Raw genomic sequence first — 21,318 nt, 5'->3', positions numbered from 1 at the left:
TATTTTTTCGAGAGGCTGATTACTCGTATGTGTGCAAAGCCCCTTGTTTGGGGGATGGGTTTTGGGAGCGTGTCATCTCACCGCGAGCGTGGCCAAGTGGGAAAAAAAAGAAGCAGCCCTCCCGAACTGCCCCTTTGAATCACCCCTTCGACATCGCTATACAGGTTAACGCCGAACAAGCTAACTTAAGTGTGATAAAATTATTGCATCCCGCTTCTCAAAGATCAAGCACTCCCATTAGCTGAACCACTTTTGGGGAGTATTGACAGAAGATCTGCTAATTTTGGCCCTTGGCACCAAATAAGAAAAGAAAAGGGCAGCCTTCCCCAAGACTGCCCCACTCCTTTATTCTCACCGCATCAAAACCGCCCTGAGGGCGAGTTTGTCGGCAAATACAACTATGATACCTTATTAGATAACCTTTTGCTGATAATGTTCCAAAAAAGATTCTCTTATGCATTAAGAATCTCTTTACGCCTGAGACTCATAGAAAACAGAGACTTGCGATTCGTTCCGCAGCTTCTAAGTTAGGACCAAGATTTGTCCGACTTTCTACGATGTCCAAAACTGAAAATCCCAAGCAGCTGACGGAGACCGCCACGATTTCAGAAGAAACTAAGCAGGCGGCCACGCTCGTCATAGCTCGCTTTCGGAGGGCTTTGGACGCGACGCTGGGAGTCCCCGAATGGCAAAATAGCATCCAATCTGCGATCGACGCACTTGATCTGCCGGGGCAGAGACAGGGAATCAACTTTGTTCAAGCGGTGCTCTCGCTGCCTTTGGAATCCAAGCGAGACGTCGTCAGCCACATTTTTGATATTCGGCTTCCAAGATTGAAACGTAGCTCGGTTTTATCGCTGAACAGAGCTTGGGGTTTCTCTGGTAGACCTGGAGCTGGAGCAGAGCTTACATTGATACATTGGCAAGAGCTCAAGCGGGCACTTGAACTTAGATTGGCCTCACGGTATCGCTCTTATAAAAACGCCCAAATAATTTTGTATCAGAACTACGAGTACATTTCAGTTCAGGCAGCTAAAGAAATTTGTCGCGGCAGCGATCGAAGAGAAGATTGCGAACAGGAAGGAGCCTTGGGTCTATTGCAGGCTATCGATCGGATTGAATCCGACAAGCCATTTTCAAGCTATGCCTTTCAATGGACAAAGAGGCGTATCCGAAATTACCTGATGAAGAACAGTATCCCTGTTTCAGCACCCGTCAACCTCATCTCCAAAGTTTCGCGGTCGGAAAAAACTGCATCCCACACCAGCCTAGACACGAAAAACTTAACCCTTGCTCTCAATTGTATTCAGCAACCTCACATAGAGTTTTTGAGTGACATGTCATCCACTACGGCGATTGAACTCGAATCGGAAATCCTGTCTCCAATTGCGGCAGCGGCCAGAACTGATTTAGTCGAGATTCTAGAAAAGGCGCTGGCTCAACTTTCTCCCAAGCAACGCGAAGTCATCGCTCTACGATTTGGTATTCTCAATAAGGAAGTCGTCGATACGCTCCAGGGAATCGCGAGGGCGACCGGTATTTCCCGTCAGCAAGTCACCCGACGAGAGAAACGCGCCTTGGCTAGGCTGGAGGGAATGTTTTCTCTTTTTGTAAATGAGCTTGCCTGACCAAACCCTGCGAATTGGGCTATTCGGAGGTAGCTTCGACCCCATCCACGAAGGTCATTTGTCAATTGCCAAAAAAGCGATCGAGCAATTTCGACTGAATCGCATCCTCTTTATTCCCGCAGCGCAATCTCCACTCAAAGTGAATTCTCCTGCGGCGTCAGACGAAGACCGAGTCGAGATGATCCGCCTCGCTATTGGGGACAACCCATACTTTGAAGTTTCAACCATTGAGATTGAACGGGGTGGAATTAGCTACTCGATAGAAACCGCCGAACGAGTAGCCTGCCAGAATCCAGGGGCGAAGCTTTTTTGGATAATCGGAGGAGATCAGGCGAAACAGCTAGACCGATGGAGAGATATTGAGGATTTAGTGCAAAAGGTGGAATTCGTCTATCTCGAACGGGATGATCAAGCTAGCCTACCAAAGGTTGTTTCGAGTCTGACAAAGCTCCATCCTTTGCAGATGGAACGCATCCCAATGAGCTCCACTGAGATTCGAAACCGAGCGAAATCGGGTGATCTCCCGAAGTACTTCTTGCCAGAGTCGGTCTTTCATTACATCAACTCGCGGGGTCTCTATCGAGACGAACTGACCACAACATGAGCCAAGAAACAAATCTTTCCTCCAAATACAGGCAACTTCTCGGAGCTTGTTGCCACGCGTTGGACGATACCAGGGCGGAGGACATCGCGATACTCGATGTGAGCAAAATTTCGACTATCACAAACTACCTGATACTCGCTACTGCCAACTCACAGCCTCATCTGCGTGCCTTGAAGCGCGATCTGGACAAGACGCTGAAGGACCTCAAAGTACGCATACTCGGCGTGGACGAGGGTGACCACAGCGGTTGGTCCGTCGTCGATGCCTTCGACGTTATGATCCATTTGTTCACTCACGAAATGCGGGAAAATTACGATTTAGAGACTCTTTGGAAAGACGCCAAAGCAATCGACGCCGAACCGCTAATGTCCAACATTGAAGAAAGCGCCTAAAAACGGTTCGATACGCTTACTCAGAAATCGATTCCTACCGAGCTCACTATTCGCTGGTCCTCACGCCGGTCCTCCGGCAGCGACCTATCGTATTCTAGCTGATACCTGATAGAAAGGTGCAACGAATCGGTTACCTTGCTGACAATTCCAGCCTGAAACTCGTACTCGTATTCGCTCCGCTCATCAGGGGGAAGTGCGATTCTAAACTCTTGTGTAAATCGCAGGCGACTACCTAACCGATAGTCAAGATCTTGAAACACGTCCAAAAGGTAGTTCGTGTTCCCATTGTCGACGTTGTCTTCACGATACCGCCCACTAAGTCCCGCGCCTGTCGAAACTTTGAGAGCTTTCTGATTCAGTAAGCGATAACCCAATCCCAATGTTTGCTCCAAGTTGATATCGATTTCCTTTATCGCGTCTGAACTGTAAAGCGTATCGGATTGGTAGAATACACCGGGCGATAAGTCTCGTCTCCATCTAAAGTTGGAATACAACCGGTCAGTCGTCTTCCCTTGGTCGCTCTCGCCAAAGTATCTGCGGGCTTCAAACCGGAAATCGTTTTTCTCGATCCTGCGCCGCACATTGAATCGAGCATTGTAGTCGAATTTATCCCGGCGGCCACTCTGCAGGTTCATCCCAAACTCAAACTGGCGGGACCAATTCTCAAAGCTGATCACCCGTACAAAACCTTTCATCCAGGGTTCCGATGCTTGCGATTCCTCGTTCTCAGATCCCTCATGAGCATCTCCTTCATTCCGATTCTGATTGGGGCGGATAATACTCCTGACACTCCTTTTTGGAATCTCAACATCACCTAAAATTGCATGCTCAATCAATACAACGTCACCTTCGCTAATCAGCCTGCCCCTAAGTACGTCCCCATTTCTTAAGGATATACGAACCTCCACAGCCTCCATCCACTGCATGGACAGGCAGGCAAAAAAAACGGTGGCTACTCTCACATAACTTCGCGTCCAAAACTTCATCTTAGATTCTACTACCTATTCCCTGTTTTTAATAACCTCTAGGGGGGGTGCGTAATCGTCTCAATTAGAGCAATACTAATACGACTATTTTTTCAAAATTGGTGCTCTCTTTCCGTATTTACAGTTGGTTGACACCAAATACAAGAGCAGCGGCTAAAGGGCTCCTAAGGACGTCCGTTCATTGGGGCGTTAATGTCCTTTTTCTAATTCACAAATAAATTATCAATAGGAATCAATATTATGCATAAAAATACATCTAAGAAGGGTTTTACCCTCGTCGAAATCATGATCGTTGTCGTTATCATTGGCCTCCTGGCTGCTATGGCCATACCTGCGTTCCAAAAGGTTCGCGAAAGCTCACGTGCTAGCGCAATGGACAATGATGCACGCCAAATCGCATCTGCTGCACAACAGTACATGCTCGAGAATAACACAACGTCTGCCACGATTTCTTACGCAGCTACTTCTGGTTCCATCACCGGTAACCTTTTCTCCTACGTTAAGCAAATCGGAAAGGGATATACCGTTTCAGGTTCGGTCACTTCTGATGGAACATTTTCGGTGGGACATCCTCAGGCCAATCCGACGACTCGTACGTACTCCGCAGAAGGTCAGAAACAGTAATTATCTGAGATTTCATTTCTGAGTTTATTTTCAAAGCCACGCCTTCACGGCGTGGCTTCTTTGTTTTTGACCAGTCCCATCATCGTCTACCCTTTTTCCGTTTCCCACCGAGTTTCCACAAAGTATGGATTTTCATTAAGTAATTCACTCTACAGACCGAATATACTATAGTACTCATAGAACTGGCAACCGCACAAAATCGACAATTACCAATGATTAGAGGCAATGTCACAAGGGCCATACATATCTCGACTCAAAACAGTATTCGAGAGACGAAGACAATTTGGTCATTTCGCGAAATTAATCTGCCGGATCAAAAACCGCACAAATGAAATTAGCCAAGTGGATCCTGTTCGGTATCTCAAGCACCTCATCGATATTCGTTGGATTCTTCCTCTTTGACTCAACTGGAGCTTCTGATAATTTTGCGAAACTAGCCTATTGGAATATCCTCGCTTGTTTTGGTGGCTTCGTATTTCTCGTTCTAAAAGCCTACCAGAAAGACGTCACCGCCTGGGTATCGGAAAGGGAAAACTGGATAGTCGTTGGGGTTGCTATCCTCGCATCGGTTTTTTTGTACACGCGGGAGGGTGGCGGATTCAACATAACTTTCGACGAGCACACTATCTCTAACGTCGCTAAAAGCTTGCACTATGACCGCCTCGCTATTTGGCGAGAATCTGCCATATTAGGGATCGACGAGACTTCGATCGTGGACAAGCGCCCCATCCTGTTCCAATTCCTCTTAGCGTCGGTGCACGATATATTCGGATACGCGATTCAAAATGCTTTCTATTTGAACGGATTCCTAACCTTTATTCTACTTGTCCTTATACAGACCTGCACTAGCAAATTGTACAATTATCAAGCCGGTTGGTACGCTATGCTCCTATCATGTTGTGCTCCGATTCTCAGCCAAAACGCTAGTGGCGGTGGGCTAGAAACGCTTAACTTGGTCGGCATTCTTACCTGTTTCTTACTTGCCCTGAAATACGCAGAAAAGCCTCACTCAACTTCCAGACTTTCTGCTCTACTTGTTGCAGTCGCACTCTTCTCCCACGCTCGATACGAATCCCCATTCTTGGTCGTTCCCATTGTTATTGTCGTTGCTCTTTGCTGGGCACGAATAAGGGAAGTCCATATAACATGGCCCGCTGTGCTCGTACCCATCTCTTTCATACCAATTGCATGGCAGCACACATTCTCTGCAGCAAATGAAAGATATAAACAGTACAAATACGATTCTGACGGATCCTTTAGCTTTTCATATATCGACGAAAACCTCGGCCATGCTACCAATTTTCTTTTTTCATCAGGCGACTTTTCAACGAACTCGCCTTGGCTCTCAATAATTGGCCTACTAAGCCTTGTGATTCTTCTGACTCTCAGCATGACGCGTTATAAAGATTGGCCCTCCCTTGAGAATCGTCTACATGTTGCACAAATTTTCAGCTTCGCAATCTTAGCCGAGTTTGTCCTGGTCCTCGGTTTCACTTATGGTCAGCTCGATGACCCCGTAGTAGCTCGTTTAGGATTACCATTTATACTCCTCATGCTAATTTGTTCAGGACTAGCTTTCGGAATGATTCATGTGCTACGTCCCAAATTGAAAATTGTCACGCATTCACTTGTCGTCGTCTGTTTTCTGTACGCTTTACCTCTTTTCTCAAAGCATCTCTATTCCGACAACAACAAGATCTTGCGACGTCTGGAGTGGATGATGAGTTGGCATGATCAGTTGCCTGACGGAAACTATCTATACATTTCATCCTATGCTCAAGAATTTGAATTAAACGACATCGATAATATCGGTTTCCCAAGAGCCGTGTCTCAACCAGGCTTGTTAAAGTTCCACAAGGAACTTGGAACTTGGAATGAAATATTCGTAATTCAAACAATAGGTATTCAACCAACAGAGAATCACATCACTGAAACTCCGCTTCCGGGCCATGACCCTGGTCCCTGGTTTGAACTAGAAACGGTTGCTGAGGTGTCTGCAACACCCCTCCACATCACTCGACTGAGCAAAGTCACCCATATCGTTTTGGAACTCGAAGACAAAGTCCAGGACACAGAGATTAGGGAAAAGCTTCTAGAATCAGAGCTTTCCTATATGAACCAAATAGATCCCAAAGCGTACGGCATTTGGGTGAACTCCCTACCCTAGTAGCTTCAGGTATCACCAATAAAATAGCAAAAGGTGCCATTGCTAATCTAAGTATTGAGCGTCGAAAGTCTTGCCGTAAAACTCAGCCCAAACCTTGATTTCTTGGGCCCTCTTGAAAGGCTTTATCCATGTTGCCTAAACGACGTCAAACGAGTTCAACACTGAACGATGCATGATAGGGCAAAAGCTATAGATACGTCTTCCAAATTCACATTCGGTGACTCGCTAGAAAAAGGAGGGAGACGCTCAAACAAATGCCTCTGGCTATCGCTTCCGACCAATCACAAGCAGGTTCTTTCCAATGGACGGAGCCCACTTCCCTTCCAGAAACCTGGAAACCGGAATCACTAGTTTATCGTACGTGCTAACATTTCCGCTATTAAGGGACTTGTTGAACATAACCATGATCAAATACCAAGGCATGATTCCTGCCATATCAAAGTACTTTGCTGCTTTGATTTCGAAATCATGATCTTCGAGTACTCCTACGAGATTCTCCTTACGATAGCGTCTATAATGGCCGAGCTGACTATCGAAGTCGCTATACAGCCATTCTAAAGCCGGAACTAAAATTGCTAGGTGCCCCCCTGGCTTCAAGCTCCCGTGGGCAAAACCAACTTCGTCCACATCATGCTCAACATGCTCGAGCACATTAACATAGACTGCCGCATCAAAACGCTCTCGGTTATCCTCTAAACACTCCCCAAGATAATGTGGCATAGTTTCAACTCGAGAGTTATCGACATGCCTTTCCTCTAAAATTGGAAACATGTTGCTCGAGGGCTCAAAGCAGGTAACCCGATCGGCACCCCTTTCCAAAATGAGATCCGTGAAGTCACCACTGCCGGCTCCCACTTCTGCGACTTCTTTGCCGAGGTAAGGCGAGAATTCGTCCGCAATCCATTCGTGATAATTTTGCGCGAAAGACATCGCTTCCAAATCGCGCCCAAAATAAGTGAGTTCTGCAATATTACCCATGAGGTTGTGAAGAATGGTGCCTGAATGAACCTTAGTAAGTGATCGGCAGAATCGGTCATTCTCTTAGGGCAAGGAGCATAAAAATGCTCTTTTTCTCAAAAATCCCTGGCTCCCATTGATTTGAGACAGAAAGTTAACCCCCCGGGGCCCATTCGGATAGTGCTTCAAATCAAGGGCGCATCCTCCGCTACCGCCGAGCAACGTAGATCACTGATTCTGAATCCGATTCTGGAGGATCGAAGGTGAAGTCTCCATAGACGGAGACGTCTCCAAAACCGCACTTCCGAAGCAGCGTCAACATATCGTAAGGCAAGTGCCAACGGAGTGCCATCGTACGGTCTTCCTCACTTTGCACAATCCCATTGAAATCGAGATGCTGGAAGCGATTTCTCAATTGGAGAAGCTGGTCGAACCGGTTGATCTCCCAACCCTGCCATGCAACAATTCTACTTCCGTTTTGATCGCTCGAAGACTCGCTTCTCTTTTTCAGAGGCTTTTGATTCGGTTCGCCTTCGAGCATCTCCCAAGGAATATACGTCGGGAGAACCAACTGCCCTGAGGTTTTCAAATGCTTAAAACATGCGTCTAAGCATCCTTCTATTTCATGCGTATCCAAAAACAGGTTAAAAGTGAATCCAGGGATGAGAATACTATCGAACTGGGAGCTTAGATCGAATTTGCGCATGTCTCCAAGGGAAAGTTTTGCTTCTAGCCCAGACCTCGAAAGCTTCTCTTGGCAAATTTCAAGCATCTCGTGGGAGGAATCGATTCCTGTCACACTTATTCCATCCCGAGCAAGTGGGCACAAAATGCGCCCTGTCCCACATCCAAGATCGAGAACTTGGCCCGGATTGGACTCTATCAAAAACCGATAGAACGGATAGTCGTCAAAGTCTGAAAGTTCGTCGATTAGATCGTATGATGAGGCTTCAATACCGCAATATTCGTAAGGTTTATCCATTCAAAACCATCAATCTGACAGTCTCGCCTTGGCTCACAATAAAATTTTGCGTCAAGGCCTGAGGCTTTAATTTTCGGGAGTCCGTCTCAATCACCGACAAGCCCTTGAGTCAGCAAGGAGAAACCTGCTCAAATAAGTCCAATCCCCTAATAAGTATATCACACCAACCTAGGTAAATCCGCATAGTGGAGCTCAAGGCTCGCTCGCCTTCTGACGATCCAAATGTACCCGAAAGCTCCACAATGGCCAATAATAACACACGCATTCTGGTAATCGATGACGAGATCGATTGCCTCGACCAAATAAAGCCTTCCCCGTCTTCGAAAGGGGACCAGTGGATTCTCGAGTATTCCAATGATCCGCAACAGGCCCTCGAGTCGATTATCAGTAACCCCCTTCAATCGTCATCTGCGACTACCGTATACCGCAAATAAATGTTGCAGAGCTCCTGCTCAAAGCCGAAAAAGCCCATCCGTTTATTCACCGATTCATAGTCGCAAATCGGGACGAGATCGGAGTTCTGGAAGACGGAATCGGGAGCTCCTTCCATTTTCTGCGGAAGCCATGTCCTGCCAATCGACTCCTAACCGAAATTCAGAGATGTCTCTCAATCGAGGCCTGGCTTGGGAAATCCCAAATCAAGAACATCGTCGTCACACTAGGCGAACTACCTAGCTTTCCCTCTCTCTATATCAAAATCGTCGATACGCTGAACGACGACGATGTATCCATCGAGAAAGTTGGCAAAGCGATCTCCAATGACATAACGATCAGCGTTAAGATTCTAAAAATCGTTCATTCCTCCTTCTTCGGCTCCGATGAAACCATTTCTGACATTACCCAAGCCGTCAGTGTCCTTGGTATCGAAACGGTCAAGAACCTAGTGCTCGCAATCAAGGTATTTAGTGGCACCCAGGAAGGAGAACAAAAGATTCAGACCGACCAACTATGGCATCACAGCATGAGCGTCGCTGTAGGGGCTAAAAACCTTATGATGTACGAAACCGGTACTTCTAAACTTGCAGAGGGGCCTATACACCCGGACTCTTTCACGACATCGGGAAACTAATTATGCAAAGAGCGGCACCTGGTGCCTAAAAGTCCGCTCAAGAGTTCGCCAAATTAAAGAAAATCCCAGCATGGGAAGCCGAAAACGAAATTCTAGGCTGTAATCACGCAAAGCCCGGAGCCTACCTGCTCGCTCGCTGGGGACTCCCAATCGAAGCAGTCGAGTCTGCAGTATTTGACCATGAGCCGGTGAACTCCTCCGGTTCATCGTTATCCGCACTGGCTTCCGTCTACGTCGCCAATCGAATCTTATCTCAGAAAAAGAAACCCCCAGGCTCTGGAAACGAGTGTCCTTTCATTTCTGAATTGGGGAAAGCATACCAATTGCCCGAATGGAATAGGCTGGTTTCGGGTGGCTTTAGCGATGAATCGAGTGTTTCAACGAAAGAATTAGGGTCCGATCTTGAGCAGCCATAAGACACTTGGGATTCTGATTTAGTAAATTTCGAAAGTCCAGCCGATTACCCGAACGAACAAAAATCAGTAAACCACGAATGACTCAAAATCAATTGGTCGTAGGAGTTTGTGCTATTGCCTGCATCCTATTCGCGGGCTTTATCGTAACCAAAAATACAAGTTCCGAGACAATTGACGATTGGGAGCAAGGTTCCCTCACATCGCAAATCAATGAGGGGGCATACTTGAGGATTAGTGATGAAAACTCAGTCGATGATAAACCGATTACCGCCCAAGTACTTGTTGCTCAAGCGTCCGACACGTATTTCACTACTGTTACGTCTGAAGAACTTGTCGCAGAAAGCTTCGACCTCTCTCAGGAGCCGACCAAGTTCCCAAAGATCAACACAACGAAAATTTATCACGTCCTTCCTTTTCCGTAGCCAATATCAACAGCAAGTTGGTGAGAATAGGGGACGGAGTCTCAGTGGCTCGCGTCGTGGGTATCGATCAGAAAAACGTGATCGTCCAATACGAAGGGATACGAAGATCCTAATCGGTAAAATAAAGCAATATAGCGGTGCTACAAGGCGCTTGAATCGACGGATTCTATCCAAGAAACATAGGAGACCGCATTTCCTCCGTCGATAAATTCGGTTGTCCCTTCGATTCTGCCATCGTCAGAATAGAAGAGGAGGAATGGAATTCCGGTTATCCCAAACCGTTCTCGAATACCGGTAATGTCCTCGCTCTTCCGCGGGATTCCTATCTTGGCCCCAAGAATACCTTCCAACTCCAAATAATCATCCAACGCATCATCGTTGTTTAGCAACGCTTCCAGCTTATTGCACCAAGGACACCAATCCCCATTCCCCTTAAAAATCATGAGTAATCGTCTCTGCTGGGAGTTCCTTTGCTCAAGCGCTTCGTCTAGTTCGGCCAACCAATTCATCTGATTCTCATTCGCTGTTTTCAATCTAAGTCCGCGAACCCTAGAAACCTTTCAATACCTGGCAAGGGCGTATGCGTTATTTTCAGGAAAAAGAGTTTCCTTTCTCAAAATGGAATGCCTACACCGCCGAACTGCTACTAATCTCCTTAGCCGAGCGTAGTCGAATCAAGCATACGCCAATGACCTAAAAAGACTGAGCATGACATTGCAGCGTTTAGAGATTCCCCATTCCCAAAAGAGGGAATTTCTATCCGATGGTCCGCCAACTCCAGAATCTGCTCCGAAACTCCCCTCGCTTCATTTCCAATTACCAGTACGGTTTTAGCCGGCCAGTGGAAACTTTGAAGGGACTCGCTCGCCCCGATTTCACCCGCAACAACTTGAAATCCTTCACTTTTTAAAGAACCCACGGTATCTGCTAAATTTTCAATCGGCAAGATGGGCAAATGAAAGAGACCACCCATCGTGGCTCTTACGAGTTTTCCGTTTTCCTTTTCCGGACACCCCTTCCCCATGAGAACCGCATCAGCCCCAAACCAATCACACCCTCGAACAATCGCACCGCAATTTCCCGGGTCGCTAACCGCATCCAAGACTACCAAACAACCCTCAATTTTTGTCCTGAGAGAGGCTTCAACGCTTCCCCAATCATAATGTAAGCGATCGGCAATCCCAATCACTCCCGAGTTTGTCTTCGTTTCTCCCAGAGCCTTCAGCTGTGATTCGCTTGCCAAGTAGACCTTATCTGAATGCTGAGTGGCTTTAGCCAGAACCACTCGGTCCTCATCACTCAACTTTCGGGATCCATCATATACCACCGCGTTAAGATGCACACCGGATTTGATGGCCTCCTCCAGCAAGTGCCACCCTTCAATAATGAATCGGTTTTCGATCTCCCTGTTTTTCTTGCTGTGTAACTTTCGAAAGACCGAAAGCTTGGCTTTTGAAAGCGGTTCTGCCATCTTGCCCCCATCAAGCATTGTCACTTCCGCTTGTCCATAGAAAAGCTGGAGTCGCTACACTTGGAAATGATATTTGCACATTCAAGAGGAAGGAGATGGAGCGGCAGATAATACATGTGGATATGGACTGTTTCTACGCAGCAATCGAGGCTCGAGACAATCCGTCCTTGAGGCGAGAGCCTATCGCCGTGGGTAGCAAAAGTTCGAGAGGGGTACTGACTACATGCAACTATGAAGCTCGAAAATTTGGTATCCACTCGGCAATGCCAAATTTTATCGCAGTACGAAAATGCCCCCACCTCGTTATTTTACCAGTAAGATTCGAGGTATATAGATTCGAGTCCAAACGCATTAGATCCATTCTCAATCAATACACCAATCTAGTAGAGCCCCTTTCGCTCGACGAAGCCTACCTAGACGTATCGAGCGATGAACGAAACGCGGTTTCAATCGCCAACGATATCCGAAGACAGATAAGACGCGTCACTGGACTGTCGGCTTCCGCAGGAGTCGCTCCCAACAAAATGCTCGCTAAAATCGCTAGCGACTGGAAGAAGCCCAATGGCCTGTTCCATCTCGCTGCGGACGAAATATCCGAATTCATGTCGAGTCTCCCTGTATCTAAGATCTGGGGAATCGGAAAGAAGGCAGAAGAAAAGCTACTAGCAAAAAACATACGGACATGCGGTGATCTTCAGTCCTACAGCTCTTTAGAGCTTACACATTTATTCGGTAAATTCGGCGGTGAGCTTTACGACTTGTGTCGAGGGATCGACCATCGTCCCATCGTCTCCCACCGTATTCGTAAATCCATTAGCGTTGAAAGGACTTTCTCGGCCAATCTCGAATCGCTCGAGGCTTGCGCGGAAAAGGTTCAGTCTCTCTTATTGGAACTCGAAGAGGACTTGTTCCGAATCAAAGTGGATCGGAAGATCGCGAAGCTTTTTTTAAAGCTGAAGTTCTCCGACTTTTCCAAAACGACCGTCGAGCGAGTGGGTCTTGCGATCAACGAGTCTTCTGCCCAAACCCTGTTACGAGAAGCCTTCGGCCGTAAGGCTTTGCCTGTGAGGCTTATCGGAATTGGCGTTAGGCTCGCGACCCATCAAGCGAGCCAATCAAAACAGCTCGAGTTCGAGTTTCAAAACTAGCCTTTTCCTTTTGTGTTCAACGGATAACTCTCAGGGCTTGCTCTCTAGATCTTTTCAACGAACATCGACCTTTCTATGTTTTAAGTCATGCTTGAGCGAAAACGCATTCTATTGATACTGACAGGCAGCATCGCGGCATACAAATCGCTCGACCTCATTCGTCTGCTCACAAAGGCCGGTGCCTCGGTTGAGGGCGTGTTGACCGAGGGAGGAAAGCAATTTGTAACTCCCCTTTCCGTCGAAACCCTCACCGGAAAAAAAGCACACGTCGAAATGTGGGATTCCCAAGCCTACGAAATGAGCCACATCGAACTTTCCCGTCGAGCGGATTTGATTGTCGTGGCTCCGGCAACCGCTAACTTCATTTCAAAAATGGTACGAGGCGAAGGAGACGATCTCGCTTCCACCCTAATACTGGCGAAGAATAAGCCAGTCATTCTCGCCCCTAGCATGAATGTGGAAATGTGGGAAAACCCTGCTTTTCAACGCAATCTTGAAATTGCGAAATCCGATGGAGCCACAGTCATTCCTCCACAAGCTGACATGTTGGCCTGTGGAGAAATCGGTATGGGTAAGATGGCTGAGCCGGGTTCGATAATGGAAGTGATCGACGACCATTTCCGGCTTGCATCAACTCTCGAAGGGAGACGCGCCATCGTCACGTCTGGAGGCACGATCGAACGCATTGATAGCGTGCGACACATTAGCAACTTTTCTTCCGGCAAGCAGGGTAATGCCATCGCAATTGCTCTTGCCCAGTCAGGTGCGAAGGTAACTCTGGTTTTGGGCAAGAACAGTATCGGTCCGGCAAGCCACCCAAATCTGGAGGTTCTCGAGGTCGTATCAGCCGAAGAAATGCATGAATCGGTCCACAAAGCCCTGCCCGCAGACATTTTCGTTGGATGTGCCGCAGTGTGTGACTTTAAGGTCGTCAATCCTTCCGATCGAAAAATCAAAAAGTCCGAAGGATTGAATATCAAGTTTGCCGAGAACCCAGACATCGTCCGTTCGGTAGGTAAACTGGGGCCTACTGATCGTCCCGCAGTGGTCGTCGGATTCGCTGCAGAAACAGAAGAACTGATAGACAACGCTCAAGCGAAGCTAGATATCAAAGGCTGCGACTTGATTGTCGCTAACAACGTCTCAGGTGGTTCCGTTTTCGGTCAGGACGATAATACTGCTCACTTCGTAACTCCTGAAGGGTCGGTCGAACTAGGGACACTAAGCAAAAGACAACTCGGACAGGAGATATCCCTATGGATTTTTGAACGTCTCAGAAGGTAAAATTTGGCAGTACACGGGCCGATGGGGATCATGCTCCCAAAGCCAGTGCGAGCTGTGAAAAATCAGTGAAAGTCGCTTGAAGGGTGCCTTCCCCCCATTGGATTCGCCTTTTCTGCTCTCTTTCTCACCGAGGCACACGTTATAAAAACTGAGGAGGCTTCCCAAAAATGGCTTCCCGTATCGCCCACAGATACAGTCAAATGAGTTCGGAGGCAAAGAGAGCAATCAAGATACTGATTGCTGATAAAGACCCTTCTTTCCTCGATTCGATTAGCAACGCTCCATCGATCATCCAGGAAGGATGGCAACTGCGTACCCTACAGGATGGAGAAGAAGCAGCCGCTTCCCTAGCTGCGGATCAAGCAGATATCGTACTCACCAGCCTAGACCTTCCCAAGACCTCTGGCGACATACTTCTATCAAACGTTAAACGGGAATACCCAAATTCGCTTAGGTTTCTAGTTCACGACCAGTCTGACAAAGAATCGTTAAAGAAAGGGACGGGTCTGGCCCACCTCTATATCGAGAGACCCATCTCACCAGAGGACCTCGTAACCGAGATCAAGCATGTCTTTAACACTCAGTTGAGAATTCGACGCAAAGAGGTTATTGAAATCGTTCGGGACACAAAACAGCTCCACGTCAACACGGAGCCAATGCAGCAGCTTCTTAAAACCTCCGATGATCCCAATTGTGGAATAGATGATTTCGCTCCTGTGATACGGCAGCATCCGACAGTAGTTGCTACCATTCTTCAAGTTGCCAACACCGCTTTTCTCGGAGCTGGTGGCCGAGTGGAAACCATTGAGGAAGCCCTCCAGATGCTGGGCATGGACTTCGTTCGTAATCTCGCAATTACTGAGTTAGCGAAAAAGCAGCTAAGTCTTTCTCCTGGGCTGCAAGAGATCGCCAACGCGGTGTTGAAGCATTGCATCGAGACCAGTCACAGCGGACTGCAGATGGGAAAGTTTGGGGTGAACGTGAAGCAGACTCAAGCGCTTTCCAGTATCACTCTTCTCCATGACCTTGGAAAATTAGTTCTCTTGGCAAACAAACAAGAAGAATATGCTGACCTAATGGGGAGATCCATCGAGAACAACCGGCCATTGTGGCATTTGGAGCAAGCCATATTCGGTTGCGACCATGCTGCCATCGGAGGTTTACTCTTCACAATGTGGGGACTCCCGGAAAATATCGTTAGAGCCACAACATGGCATCATGAACCCGCAGCTTTTGCTTCAAATGAGTTTTGCTACGTTACCCTATTGCATTTCGCCAACTCCGCCGCTCATGTTAAAAACGAGATGCCTTTCTACTGCGGGGATGAGCTGATTCCTGAGGTTGCCGAGAAGGCTCGACTACCAATCGAATACGTCAAGGAACTGGACTGACTTCGCCTAATACTCCAGGGCGCAACGCAGCGCTTCGACGATGTGTTCTCGGCTGTAGCCCTGCCGTATTTTGGCCAATGCTCCCATTCTTAGCTGGTGCCACAAGGGTTCTTCCGAATAAACACGAACACAAGCATCCGCGAAGGCCCCTGCGGTATGTGCCGAGATTAACTCCTCTTCGGTCCATCCAAGCTGGCTCCTTGCAAGAGTAGTCGCCACAACGGGGATACCCTTCGAAGCGGCTTCAATGATCTTTAGAGGTATACCCGCCGCAAACCGAGCGGGTGCAATGAACACTCGGCATTTTTCATACCACTCACTGAGGTCTTCCACGAATCCTAAAAAGACTTCTGAATCCGAGGCATACTTCATCAATTCATCTGAATGGTATCTGCCGGCGCAATACAGCTTTATGTCCTGCCCCAGTTTTGCTCGAATTAGCGGGAGGGAATTTTCAATAAAGTCAATCAAACCTATCGCGTTTGGGGCCGAATCCGAGTGAACCGCCCCCACAAAAAGTATCCCTTCTCTCTCTGCAAATGACCTAACCGCTGGCTCAATTGTCGAGTGATGCCTAAGCATGATCACCTTGGAGAATCCCAGTGAAGCAAATTGCTTTCGTTCGTGCTCGGATATCGATAGTATTACATCCGCAATCACCGCCAGCTTCAATTCCGCTTTTAGCAGTTGTCTCTCTTCCGACTCGGAAAACGGTTCCCCATTGTATAGCGCCTCGTTTATCTCTCGGTTAGCGAAAATAGCCTCGGCGTCGTATATCAAACGCAAGTCTGGTCTTTTGCTTTTTGTATCTTCAATTATGCGACCAATAGAATTAAGATTATTGGGTCGCGAAATGATGACAGTATCATACTCTTTCCATTTTCTCTGCCAAAATTCATCGAAACCTTCCGCCCCAACTCCTAAGGCCACTTCAACTTCTCGAGGTGTATCTTTGTACACATCCATAAAGTCGCTCGTCGTAATAAAAGTGGGAAGCAGAGTTACGGAATGCCCCAGTTCAATCAGAGTCCGCAGCATTTCCTTCGTCCTGGGAAACCCTGCTCCCATGTGGGCGAAAGGAGGAGCGTCTTCAACCCAAAGTATCCGCTGCCCTCTCGCACACTCATGAACCGTATCTAATTCGAAATCACTTTGAGAGGGGAAACTAGCGAGCTCTAACTCGCGAATCAACAAAAGCCTATTTCTATTTGCCGCCATCAATTTAGCGGCCTTTTCCCAAGAGTCTCGGTACTCCAGATTTCTGGTCGCTACACTGCAAGGATCGTAAACGGTCCTCTTCCCAGCACGATTGAGCCTCAAGCATAGGTCAACGTCTTCGTAGTACTCATCCAAGAAAGACTCATCGAATCCTCCGATCGACTGAAAAGTCTCTTTTGTAATTCCCAAGTAGGCTCCTGAGCAAAACGCTACATCTCTTTTGTACTGCACACGATAGTCGTCCGGATTCCAGCCTCTTCCTACTGATCGGCAAATTCCACTGGAATTCAAAAGCGATCCCGACTCAATGAGGACTCCATCTCCGTCCAGCAACATGGCTCCAACGGCTCCCACCCCGCCATCATTATTCAAGGCGTTCAGTGTCGCGCAAATCGCATCCTTCCTTACGCACACGTCGTCCTTCAAAAAAATGATATTTGCACTTCGCGCTACATTCGCGCCCTGATTCCAAGCGTCAGAGTAGCTTACGATTTCCGGACAACGCACCTTCACAACGGTCTTTAATCGATCGAGCAAAAGGGCAATCAACTCACGAGGGCTCGACTCAACGACTACTACAACCTCCATCCGGACGGATTCCGAAAGGCAAAGCGCCTCTAGGCAACGAAATAGGAATGGAGCTGGGTTACGCGAAGCGATTACTATGGTTACTTCTGGCTCCACCACGTGATCAAATTTCAGTTCTTCTCCCTTTTCCAGAATTAAACCGAGCGAACGCTTCGCTCGCTTGTAGCAATCTGACTCTCCTTTTGGACTAGAATCTAGCATTTAGTAATGACTAGCTCGGATGACACAGATTGAATCTGCGTGAGCAAGCCAAATGCCTAGATTACTCTGAGCAAATGAATCGGGTAATCGTACAAGGGAATCCGCTTTTGACCGTTAAGAGGTTGGAGTTGACCCGCCCTTTGATTCTAGACGTTCGTAAGTACTCTCAATGGCTTCTTCTAGCTCAATGGGCTTAAACGGCTTGGTCAGGTAGTCGTCCATCCCAGCTTCGTAGCACTTCTCTTTATCTTCTCGCATAGCGTTTGCGGTCAGCGCAACAATTCTCGGTCTCGCATCACCCCACTTGGCGATTATTTGCCTCGTAGCTTCAAGACCGTCCATTTCCGGCATTTGAATATCCATGAATACAAGGTCATAAGAACTCTGCTCAAGAGCCTTTATCGCTTCAAGGCCGTTATTCGCCATTTCAATCTTGTAACCAATTTTCTTAAACAACCTAGTTGCAACCTTCTGGTTTACGATATTATCCTCAGCAAGCAAGATAGAAATCGGCATTCTCTCTCCTAGTTTCTCAGAAGTTTTCTCGGTCTTTTTTACCGTCTCCTCCGCTAACCCTACGGAATCCATGAGATTGCGTTTCGTATTCGCAAGCTTACAAGGCTTTAATTGTGACAACACCTTGCCAGACACACCGCTGCCAGCATGAAGACTCCCCAACGGACCAGATATCACTACAGGCAAATTCGAATTCCCTGTGCCTTTTCGAACGCTTTCAACTAATTCATTCGTATCTAATCCATCGATACCCGATTCCACATAAGCCAGAAGCAGATTCGAAGACTCAACTTCAATATTCTCAAGATCAGCCAACGACTCCAGACCAATCGATTCTAATCCAAGGTGTTCAACCTGGCTCCTCAAGGACTCTCGACTGAATGCGTTGTGCTCAACAATCAAAGCATTCTTTCCCTCAAATTCGCCCACAGTCTTCGTTCCTGCAGGAAGCGATTCAATAGCAGATTTGCGGAACTCAACCGTGAAGTGGAACGTCGACCCCTCCTCTACTGCGCTCTCCACCCACATCGATCCACCCATTAACTCGGCCAGGTTCTTGCTGATCGACAAACCAAGACCGGTGCCACCATACTTTCTAGTAGTTGAGGCATCCACCTGACTAAACGAATCGAAGAGTGTATCTACTCTATCCGCAGGAATACCAATTCCCGTATCACGTATTGAGAACTGGGCCTTCAAACGATCATCGCTCTTTTCCACAAGGGAAACTCGAACACAAACGCCCCCTTTTCCCGTAAACTTTACCGCATTGCCAATCAGGTTCATCACAACTTGCCGTAAACGCGTAGGGTCTCCGAGCAGCGTAGTTTCCATCGACTTGTCGATCACATATGCGATGTCCAAACCTTTTTCGGTCGCCTGTAAGGCGAGAGTATCAACTGCCTCCTCTACACAATCGCGAAGGTCAAAGAGGGTACTCTCGATCTCGAGTTTTCCGGATTCGATCTTCGAAAAGTCTAGAATGTCATTTATAACGACAAGCAACGCCTCGCTACTGGCACGGATTGTATCCACGCATTCGCGCTGCTCGCGATCAAGGTCCGTGTCACTTACCAAGCCGGTCATACCGATGATGCCATTCATCGGAGTCCGAATTTCATGGCTCATGTTGGCGAGAAAATAACTCTTAGCCTCGTTCGCCTCTTCTGCCTGCCGCATTGCGGCCCTTAGCTGCTCTTCAGAACGTTTCTGCTCCGTTATCTCATGAAAGAACCAAACCCTTCCATACGATTCACCTAGAGGTGAGCATATCGGGAAGGAAGCTTGCTCAAAAATTCTTCCGTCGTTCAACTCGAGCAGATCTTTTACTGTCTCGGTTTCACTCGCAGAAATTGAATTCGCCTTATCCAAGAACGCTTGAGGTTCAGGCATCAGTTCCGATGCGGTCTCCCAGATTTTCGCAGGGTCTCCCGCGTCCATAACACTTGGAGAAAGCGACCAGATTTCGTGAAAACGCTTGTTGTAGTTCGATACGATACCTCGTTCATTTACTACCAGAATTCCATCCGTCGATGCCTCGGATTGTGCTTTCAATACGGAGTTGTAGCGCTTCAACAAATTCTGGCGCCGTTTGTTGTGAGTGACATCAGTACCAGTGGCAACGATTGCGGTAATCCGTCCTTTGTCATCGCGCACGGCAACTGTTCTAAAGTAGACATCAAGCACTCTACTTGACTCCGTAGCCATCTGCACATCTCCCTGCCAATGACCATATTCCTGAGTCTCTTGTAGGATTTTCTCAAACAGGCCTTGATCTTCAAATAGAGCCACTGCTCCACCGGAATTGTTCAACTGGTCGACTGAGTCATATCCAAGAACGCTGGTGAAGGAGTTGTTATGGTAGATGCCGTTTCCTTCGGTCGACATCATCAGGATGAAGTCGCTAGAGACGTCAACGGCAGCAGATACCATTCTAAGGCGCTCTTCGGATTCTTTCCTTAAGGTAACGTCCTCAAAAATTCCGTACCATATAATCGTCTCGTCACCACGCTTTTCCGGTATCGCTTTAGTTGATACCCATTTCTGCTTTCCATTAGGACCGTTAACTCGATATTCTAAATAGAGCGGATTAAGATTCTTCGAAGATACTGCCAAGCTTTCATATACCCGCTCCAAGTCCTCGATGAATACGGCCCCCATGGCGATAGAGGCATCCTTCATTACATCTTGCGCTTCGACTCCTAGAAGGTCTTTAATCTTCTCGCTGATAAACGGGAAGGACGGATCACCGTCTTGGTTAATCTTCAAATGAAAGTAGACCCCAGGTACTTGGTCACTCAAACGCTCCAACTCATTGGAACTGCTTTCCAGCTCCTGCTCGACCCGCCGCGCCTTGGTGACGTCTTCAACAACTAAAATGTACTCAGAACGATCCGTTTTCTGGGCCGAAAGAACAACCGTTTTCAACTCGCCTTGTAACTCAAATGCGAGCTCTTTACTTGCCGGCTTTTGAGTATTCTTAATATTCGAGATGAGCTCGTCAATTTTGAGAACGTCGTAAACTGAAGACACTTCCCTTAATGCTCTGCCCACAATATTTGAGCGTTCGATTCCAATAAGCTCGCGGGAAGCGCGATTAGCGAAACGGACAAGCCAATTTGATGTCTGATCTTCACTAGATAGGTCTTGCGATAAGCAGACGATCCCGTCTGTCGATCGATCAAGAGCCACCTTTAGAGCCGACTCCCGGTCGGCACCGCTTGATTCAATTCCAGATCCAATCGGACGCAGATTCCACAAAACTTCACCTTCACCCATTTTTGACGCTAGGGCTTCACACGCATATGGGCCTTTTTCAGTGGGCGAAGCCAAGGTCAACGACGTGGTACCTTCGTTTTCCTGAAGGGCTTTCTCCCAATTTCTAAAGTAGGCCTCCATCGGAGTGTCCTTGAGAGAATCGACATCTGAACTGCGAACCAATAACTCTACTGCCGTTCGATTCGCCATCTGGATGAGACCATTGCTCGAAATAATCTGAGCATAGGGAGATTTGAGGAATATGTCTTTGAACAAACCAGTGGGATTCATAGCGTGCAGCAATAATAAGTTGAGCCACTTAGCTTATCGGCAGCCCTGCCTCGGACGAGAGCTCTTTTGGGTGCTTTTACCCAATCCTTCCAAAAAATCGCCCCGAGAACTCTCCCTCTCGAAACTATAATTGAAATCGCTCGTTAAGAACGAGCAGACGCTCTCAAAGAAGAGCGAGTGCAACCGAAAAACAGTGCTCCAATTGA

The 21,318-nt window shown here is 47.5% G+C and carries 18 protein-coding genes and 1 pseudogene; 12 read left to right on the top strand and 7 right to left on the bottom strand.

Features of this window, described 5'->3' with window-relative positions; translation table 11 throughout:
* Positions 1–557 precede the first annotated feature (557 nt).
* Genes GA004_RS03100 through rsfS form a run of 3 tightly spaced genes read left to right on the top strand, consistent with a single transcriptional unit; the run spans position 558 to position 2,624 of the window.
* Complete coding sequence (locus GA004_RS03100; protein ID WP_283395833.1) at positions 558–1,628, top strand: sigma-70 family RNA polymerase sigma factor; 1,071 nt, start codon at positions 558–560, stop codon at positions 1,626–1,628.
* Positions 1,615–2,232 carry a nicotinate-nucleotide adenylyltransferase gene (nadD, locus tag GA004_RS03095; protein WP_283395832.1) on the top strand — a complete coding sequence of 206 codons (618 nt, stop codon included), beginning with the start codon at positions 1,615–1,617 and terminating at the stop codon, positions 2,230–2,232. The genes GA004_RS03100 and nadD overlap by 14 nt, the downstream gene beginning before the upstream one ends.
* Entirely contained in the window at positions 2,229–2,624 is a 396-nt protein-coding gene (gene rsfS / locus GA004_RS03090) for a ribosome silencing factor (RefSeq protein ID WP_283395831.1), read from the top strand. The genes nadD and rsfS overlap by 4 nt, the downstream gene beginning before the upstream one ends.
* Before the next feature lie 20 nt (positions 2,625–2,644).
* On the opposite strand, the gene GA004_RS03085 is transcribed toward rsfS, so the two are convergent.
* Positions 2,645–3,610, bottom strand: coding sequence for a DUF481 domain-containing protein (locus GA004_RS03085; RefSeq protein WP_283395830.1), 966 nt, complete (start codon positions 3,608–3,610; stop codon positions 2,645–2,647).
* Positions 3,611–3,850: 240 nt separating this feature from the next.
* Between GA004_RS03085 and GA004_RS03080 the strand changes: the two genes are divergently transcribed.
* Both GA004_RS03080 and GA004_RS03075 read left to right on the top strand, forming a co-directional pair.
* A complete protein-coding gene (locus GA004_RS03080; protein ID WP_283395829.1) occupies positions 3,851–4,234 on the top strand; it encodes a type IV pilin protein in 384 nt (127 codons plus the stop codon).
* A gap of 328 nt (positions 4,235–4,562) precedes the next feature.
* Entirely contained in the window at positions 4,563–6,401 is a 1,839-nt protein-coding gene (locus GA004_RS03075) for a hypothetical protein (protein WP_283395828.1), read from the top strand.
* A 264-nt stretch (positions 6,402–6,665) separates the two neighbouring features.
* Here the strand turns inward: GA004_RS03075 and GA004_RS03070 are convergent, their stop codons facing one another.
* Entirely contained in the window at positions 6,666–7,379 is a 714-nt protein-coding gene (locus tag GA004_RS03070) for a class I SAM-dependent methyltransferase (RefSeq protein ID WP_283395827.1), read from the bottom strand.
* Between the two features lie 187 nt (positions 7,380–7,566).
* A complete protein-coding gene (locus GA004_RS03065) occupies positions 7,567–8,340 on the bottom strand; it encodes a class I SAM-dependent methyltransferase (RefSeq protein WP_283395826.1) in 774 nt (257 codons plus the stop codon).
* A gap of 242 nt (positions 8,341–8,582) precedes the next feature.
* Between GA004_RS03065 and GA004_RS03060 the strand changes: the two genes are divergently transcribed.
* The 4 genes and pseudogenes from GA004_RS03060 (at position 8,583) to GA004_RS03055 (ending at position 10,247) form a co-directional block, all read left to right on the top strand.
* A complete protein-coding gene (locus tag GA004_RS03060) occupies positions 8,583–8,774 on the top strand; it encodes a hypothetical protein (protein ID WP_283395825.1) in 192 nt (63 codons plus the stop codon).
* The gene (locus GA004_RS18105; protein WP_425492922.1) at positions 8,741–9,409 is read left to right on the top strand and encodes an HDOD domain-containing protein; all 669 of its coding nucleotides are present in this window, start codon (positions 8,741–8,743) and stop codon (positions 9,407–9,409) included. Before GA004_RS03060 ends, GA004_RS18105 begins: the two co-directional genes overlap by 34 nt.
* 59 nt (positions 9,410–9,468) lie before the next feature.
* Positions 9,469–9,825, top strand: a pseudogene (locus tag GA004_RS18100) (HDOD domain-containing protein); the annotation flags it as partial.
* A gap of 77 nt (positions 9,826–9,902) precedes the next feature.
* Positions 9,903–10,247 (top strand): hypothetical protein, encoded by a 345-nt coding sequence (locus tag GA004_RS03055; RefSeq protein ID WP_283395824.1) that lies wholly within the window; start codon positions 9,903–9,905, stop codon positions 10,245–10,247.
* 140 nt (positions 10,248–10,387) lie between these two features.
* Here the strand turns inward: GA004_RS03055 and GA004_RS03050 are convergent, their stop codons facing one another.
* A complete protein-coding gene (locus GA004_RS03050; RefSeq protein ID WP_283395823.1) occupies positions 10,388–10,756 on the bottom strand; it encodes a thioredoxin family protein in 369 nt (122 codons plus the stop codon).
* 146 nt (positions 10,757–10,902) lie between these two features.
* A complete protein-coding gene (locus GA004_RS03045) occupies positions 10,903–11,718 on the bottom strand; it encodes a TrmH family RNA methyltransferase (RefSeq protein WP_283395822.1) in 816 nt (271 codons plus the stop codon).
* 95 nt (positions 11,719–11,813) lie between these two features.
* Here GA004_RS03045 and dinB point away from each other — a divergent pair, with 95 nt between their 5' ends.
* The 3 genes from dinB (at position 11,814) to GA004_RS03030 (ending at position 15,541) form a co-directional block, all read left to right on the top strand.
* Positions 11,814–12,866 (top strand): DNA polymerase IV, encoded by a 1,053-nt coding sequence (gene dinB / locus GA004_RS03040; RefSeq protein ID WP_283395821.1) that lies wholly within the window; start codon positions 11,814–11,816, stop codon positions 12,864–12,866.
* A gap of 87 nt (positions 12,867–12,953) precedes the next feature.
* Positions 12,954–14,150 (top strand): bifunctional phosphopantothenoylcysteine decarboxylase/phosphopantothenate--cysteine ligase CoaBC, encoded by a 1,197-nt coding sequence (gene coaBC, locus GA004_RS03035; RefSeq protein WP_283395820.1) that lies wholly within the window; start codon positions 12,954–12,956, stop codon positions 14,148–14,150.
* A 167-nt stretch (positions 14,151–14,317) separates the two neighbouring features.
* Positions 14,318–15,541 (top strand): HDOD domain-containing protein, encoded by a 1,224-nt coding sequence (locus GA004_RS03030; RefSeq protein WP_283395819.1) that lies wholly within the window; start codon positions 14,318–14,320, stop codon positions 15,539–15,541.
* A 6-nt stretch (positions 15,542–15,547) separates the two neighbouring features.
* On the opposite strand, the gene GA004_RS03025 is transcribed toward GA004_RS03030, so the two are convergent.
* Both GA004_RS03025 and GA004_RS03020 read right to left on the bottom strand, forming a co-directional pair.
* The gene (locus GA004_RS03025) at positions 15,548–17,548 is read right to left on the bottom strand and encodes a glycosyltransferase (protein WP_283395818.1); all 2,001 of its coding nucleotides are present in this window, start codon (positions 17,546–17,548) and stop codon (positions 15,548–15,550) included.
* Positions 17,549–17,662: 114 nt separating this feature from the next.
* Entirely contained in the window at positions 17,663–21,112 is a 3,450-nt protein-coding gene (locus GA004_RS03020) for an ATP-binding protein (protein ID WP_283395817.1), read from the bottom strand.
* Between the last annotated feature and the right edge of the window lie 206 nt (positions 21,113–21,318).

Source organism: Candidatus Pelagisphaera phototrophica, from assembly GCF_014529625.1.
GTDB classification, from domain to species: Bacteria; Verrucomicrobiota; Verrucomicrobiia; order Opitutales; family Opitutaceae; genus Pelagisphaera; species Pelagisphaera phototrophica.
Note: the sequence above shows the minus strand (reverse complement) of the source record. Positions and strands in the feature narration are given on the sequence as shown.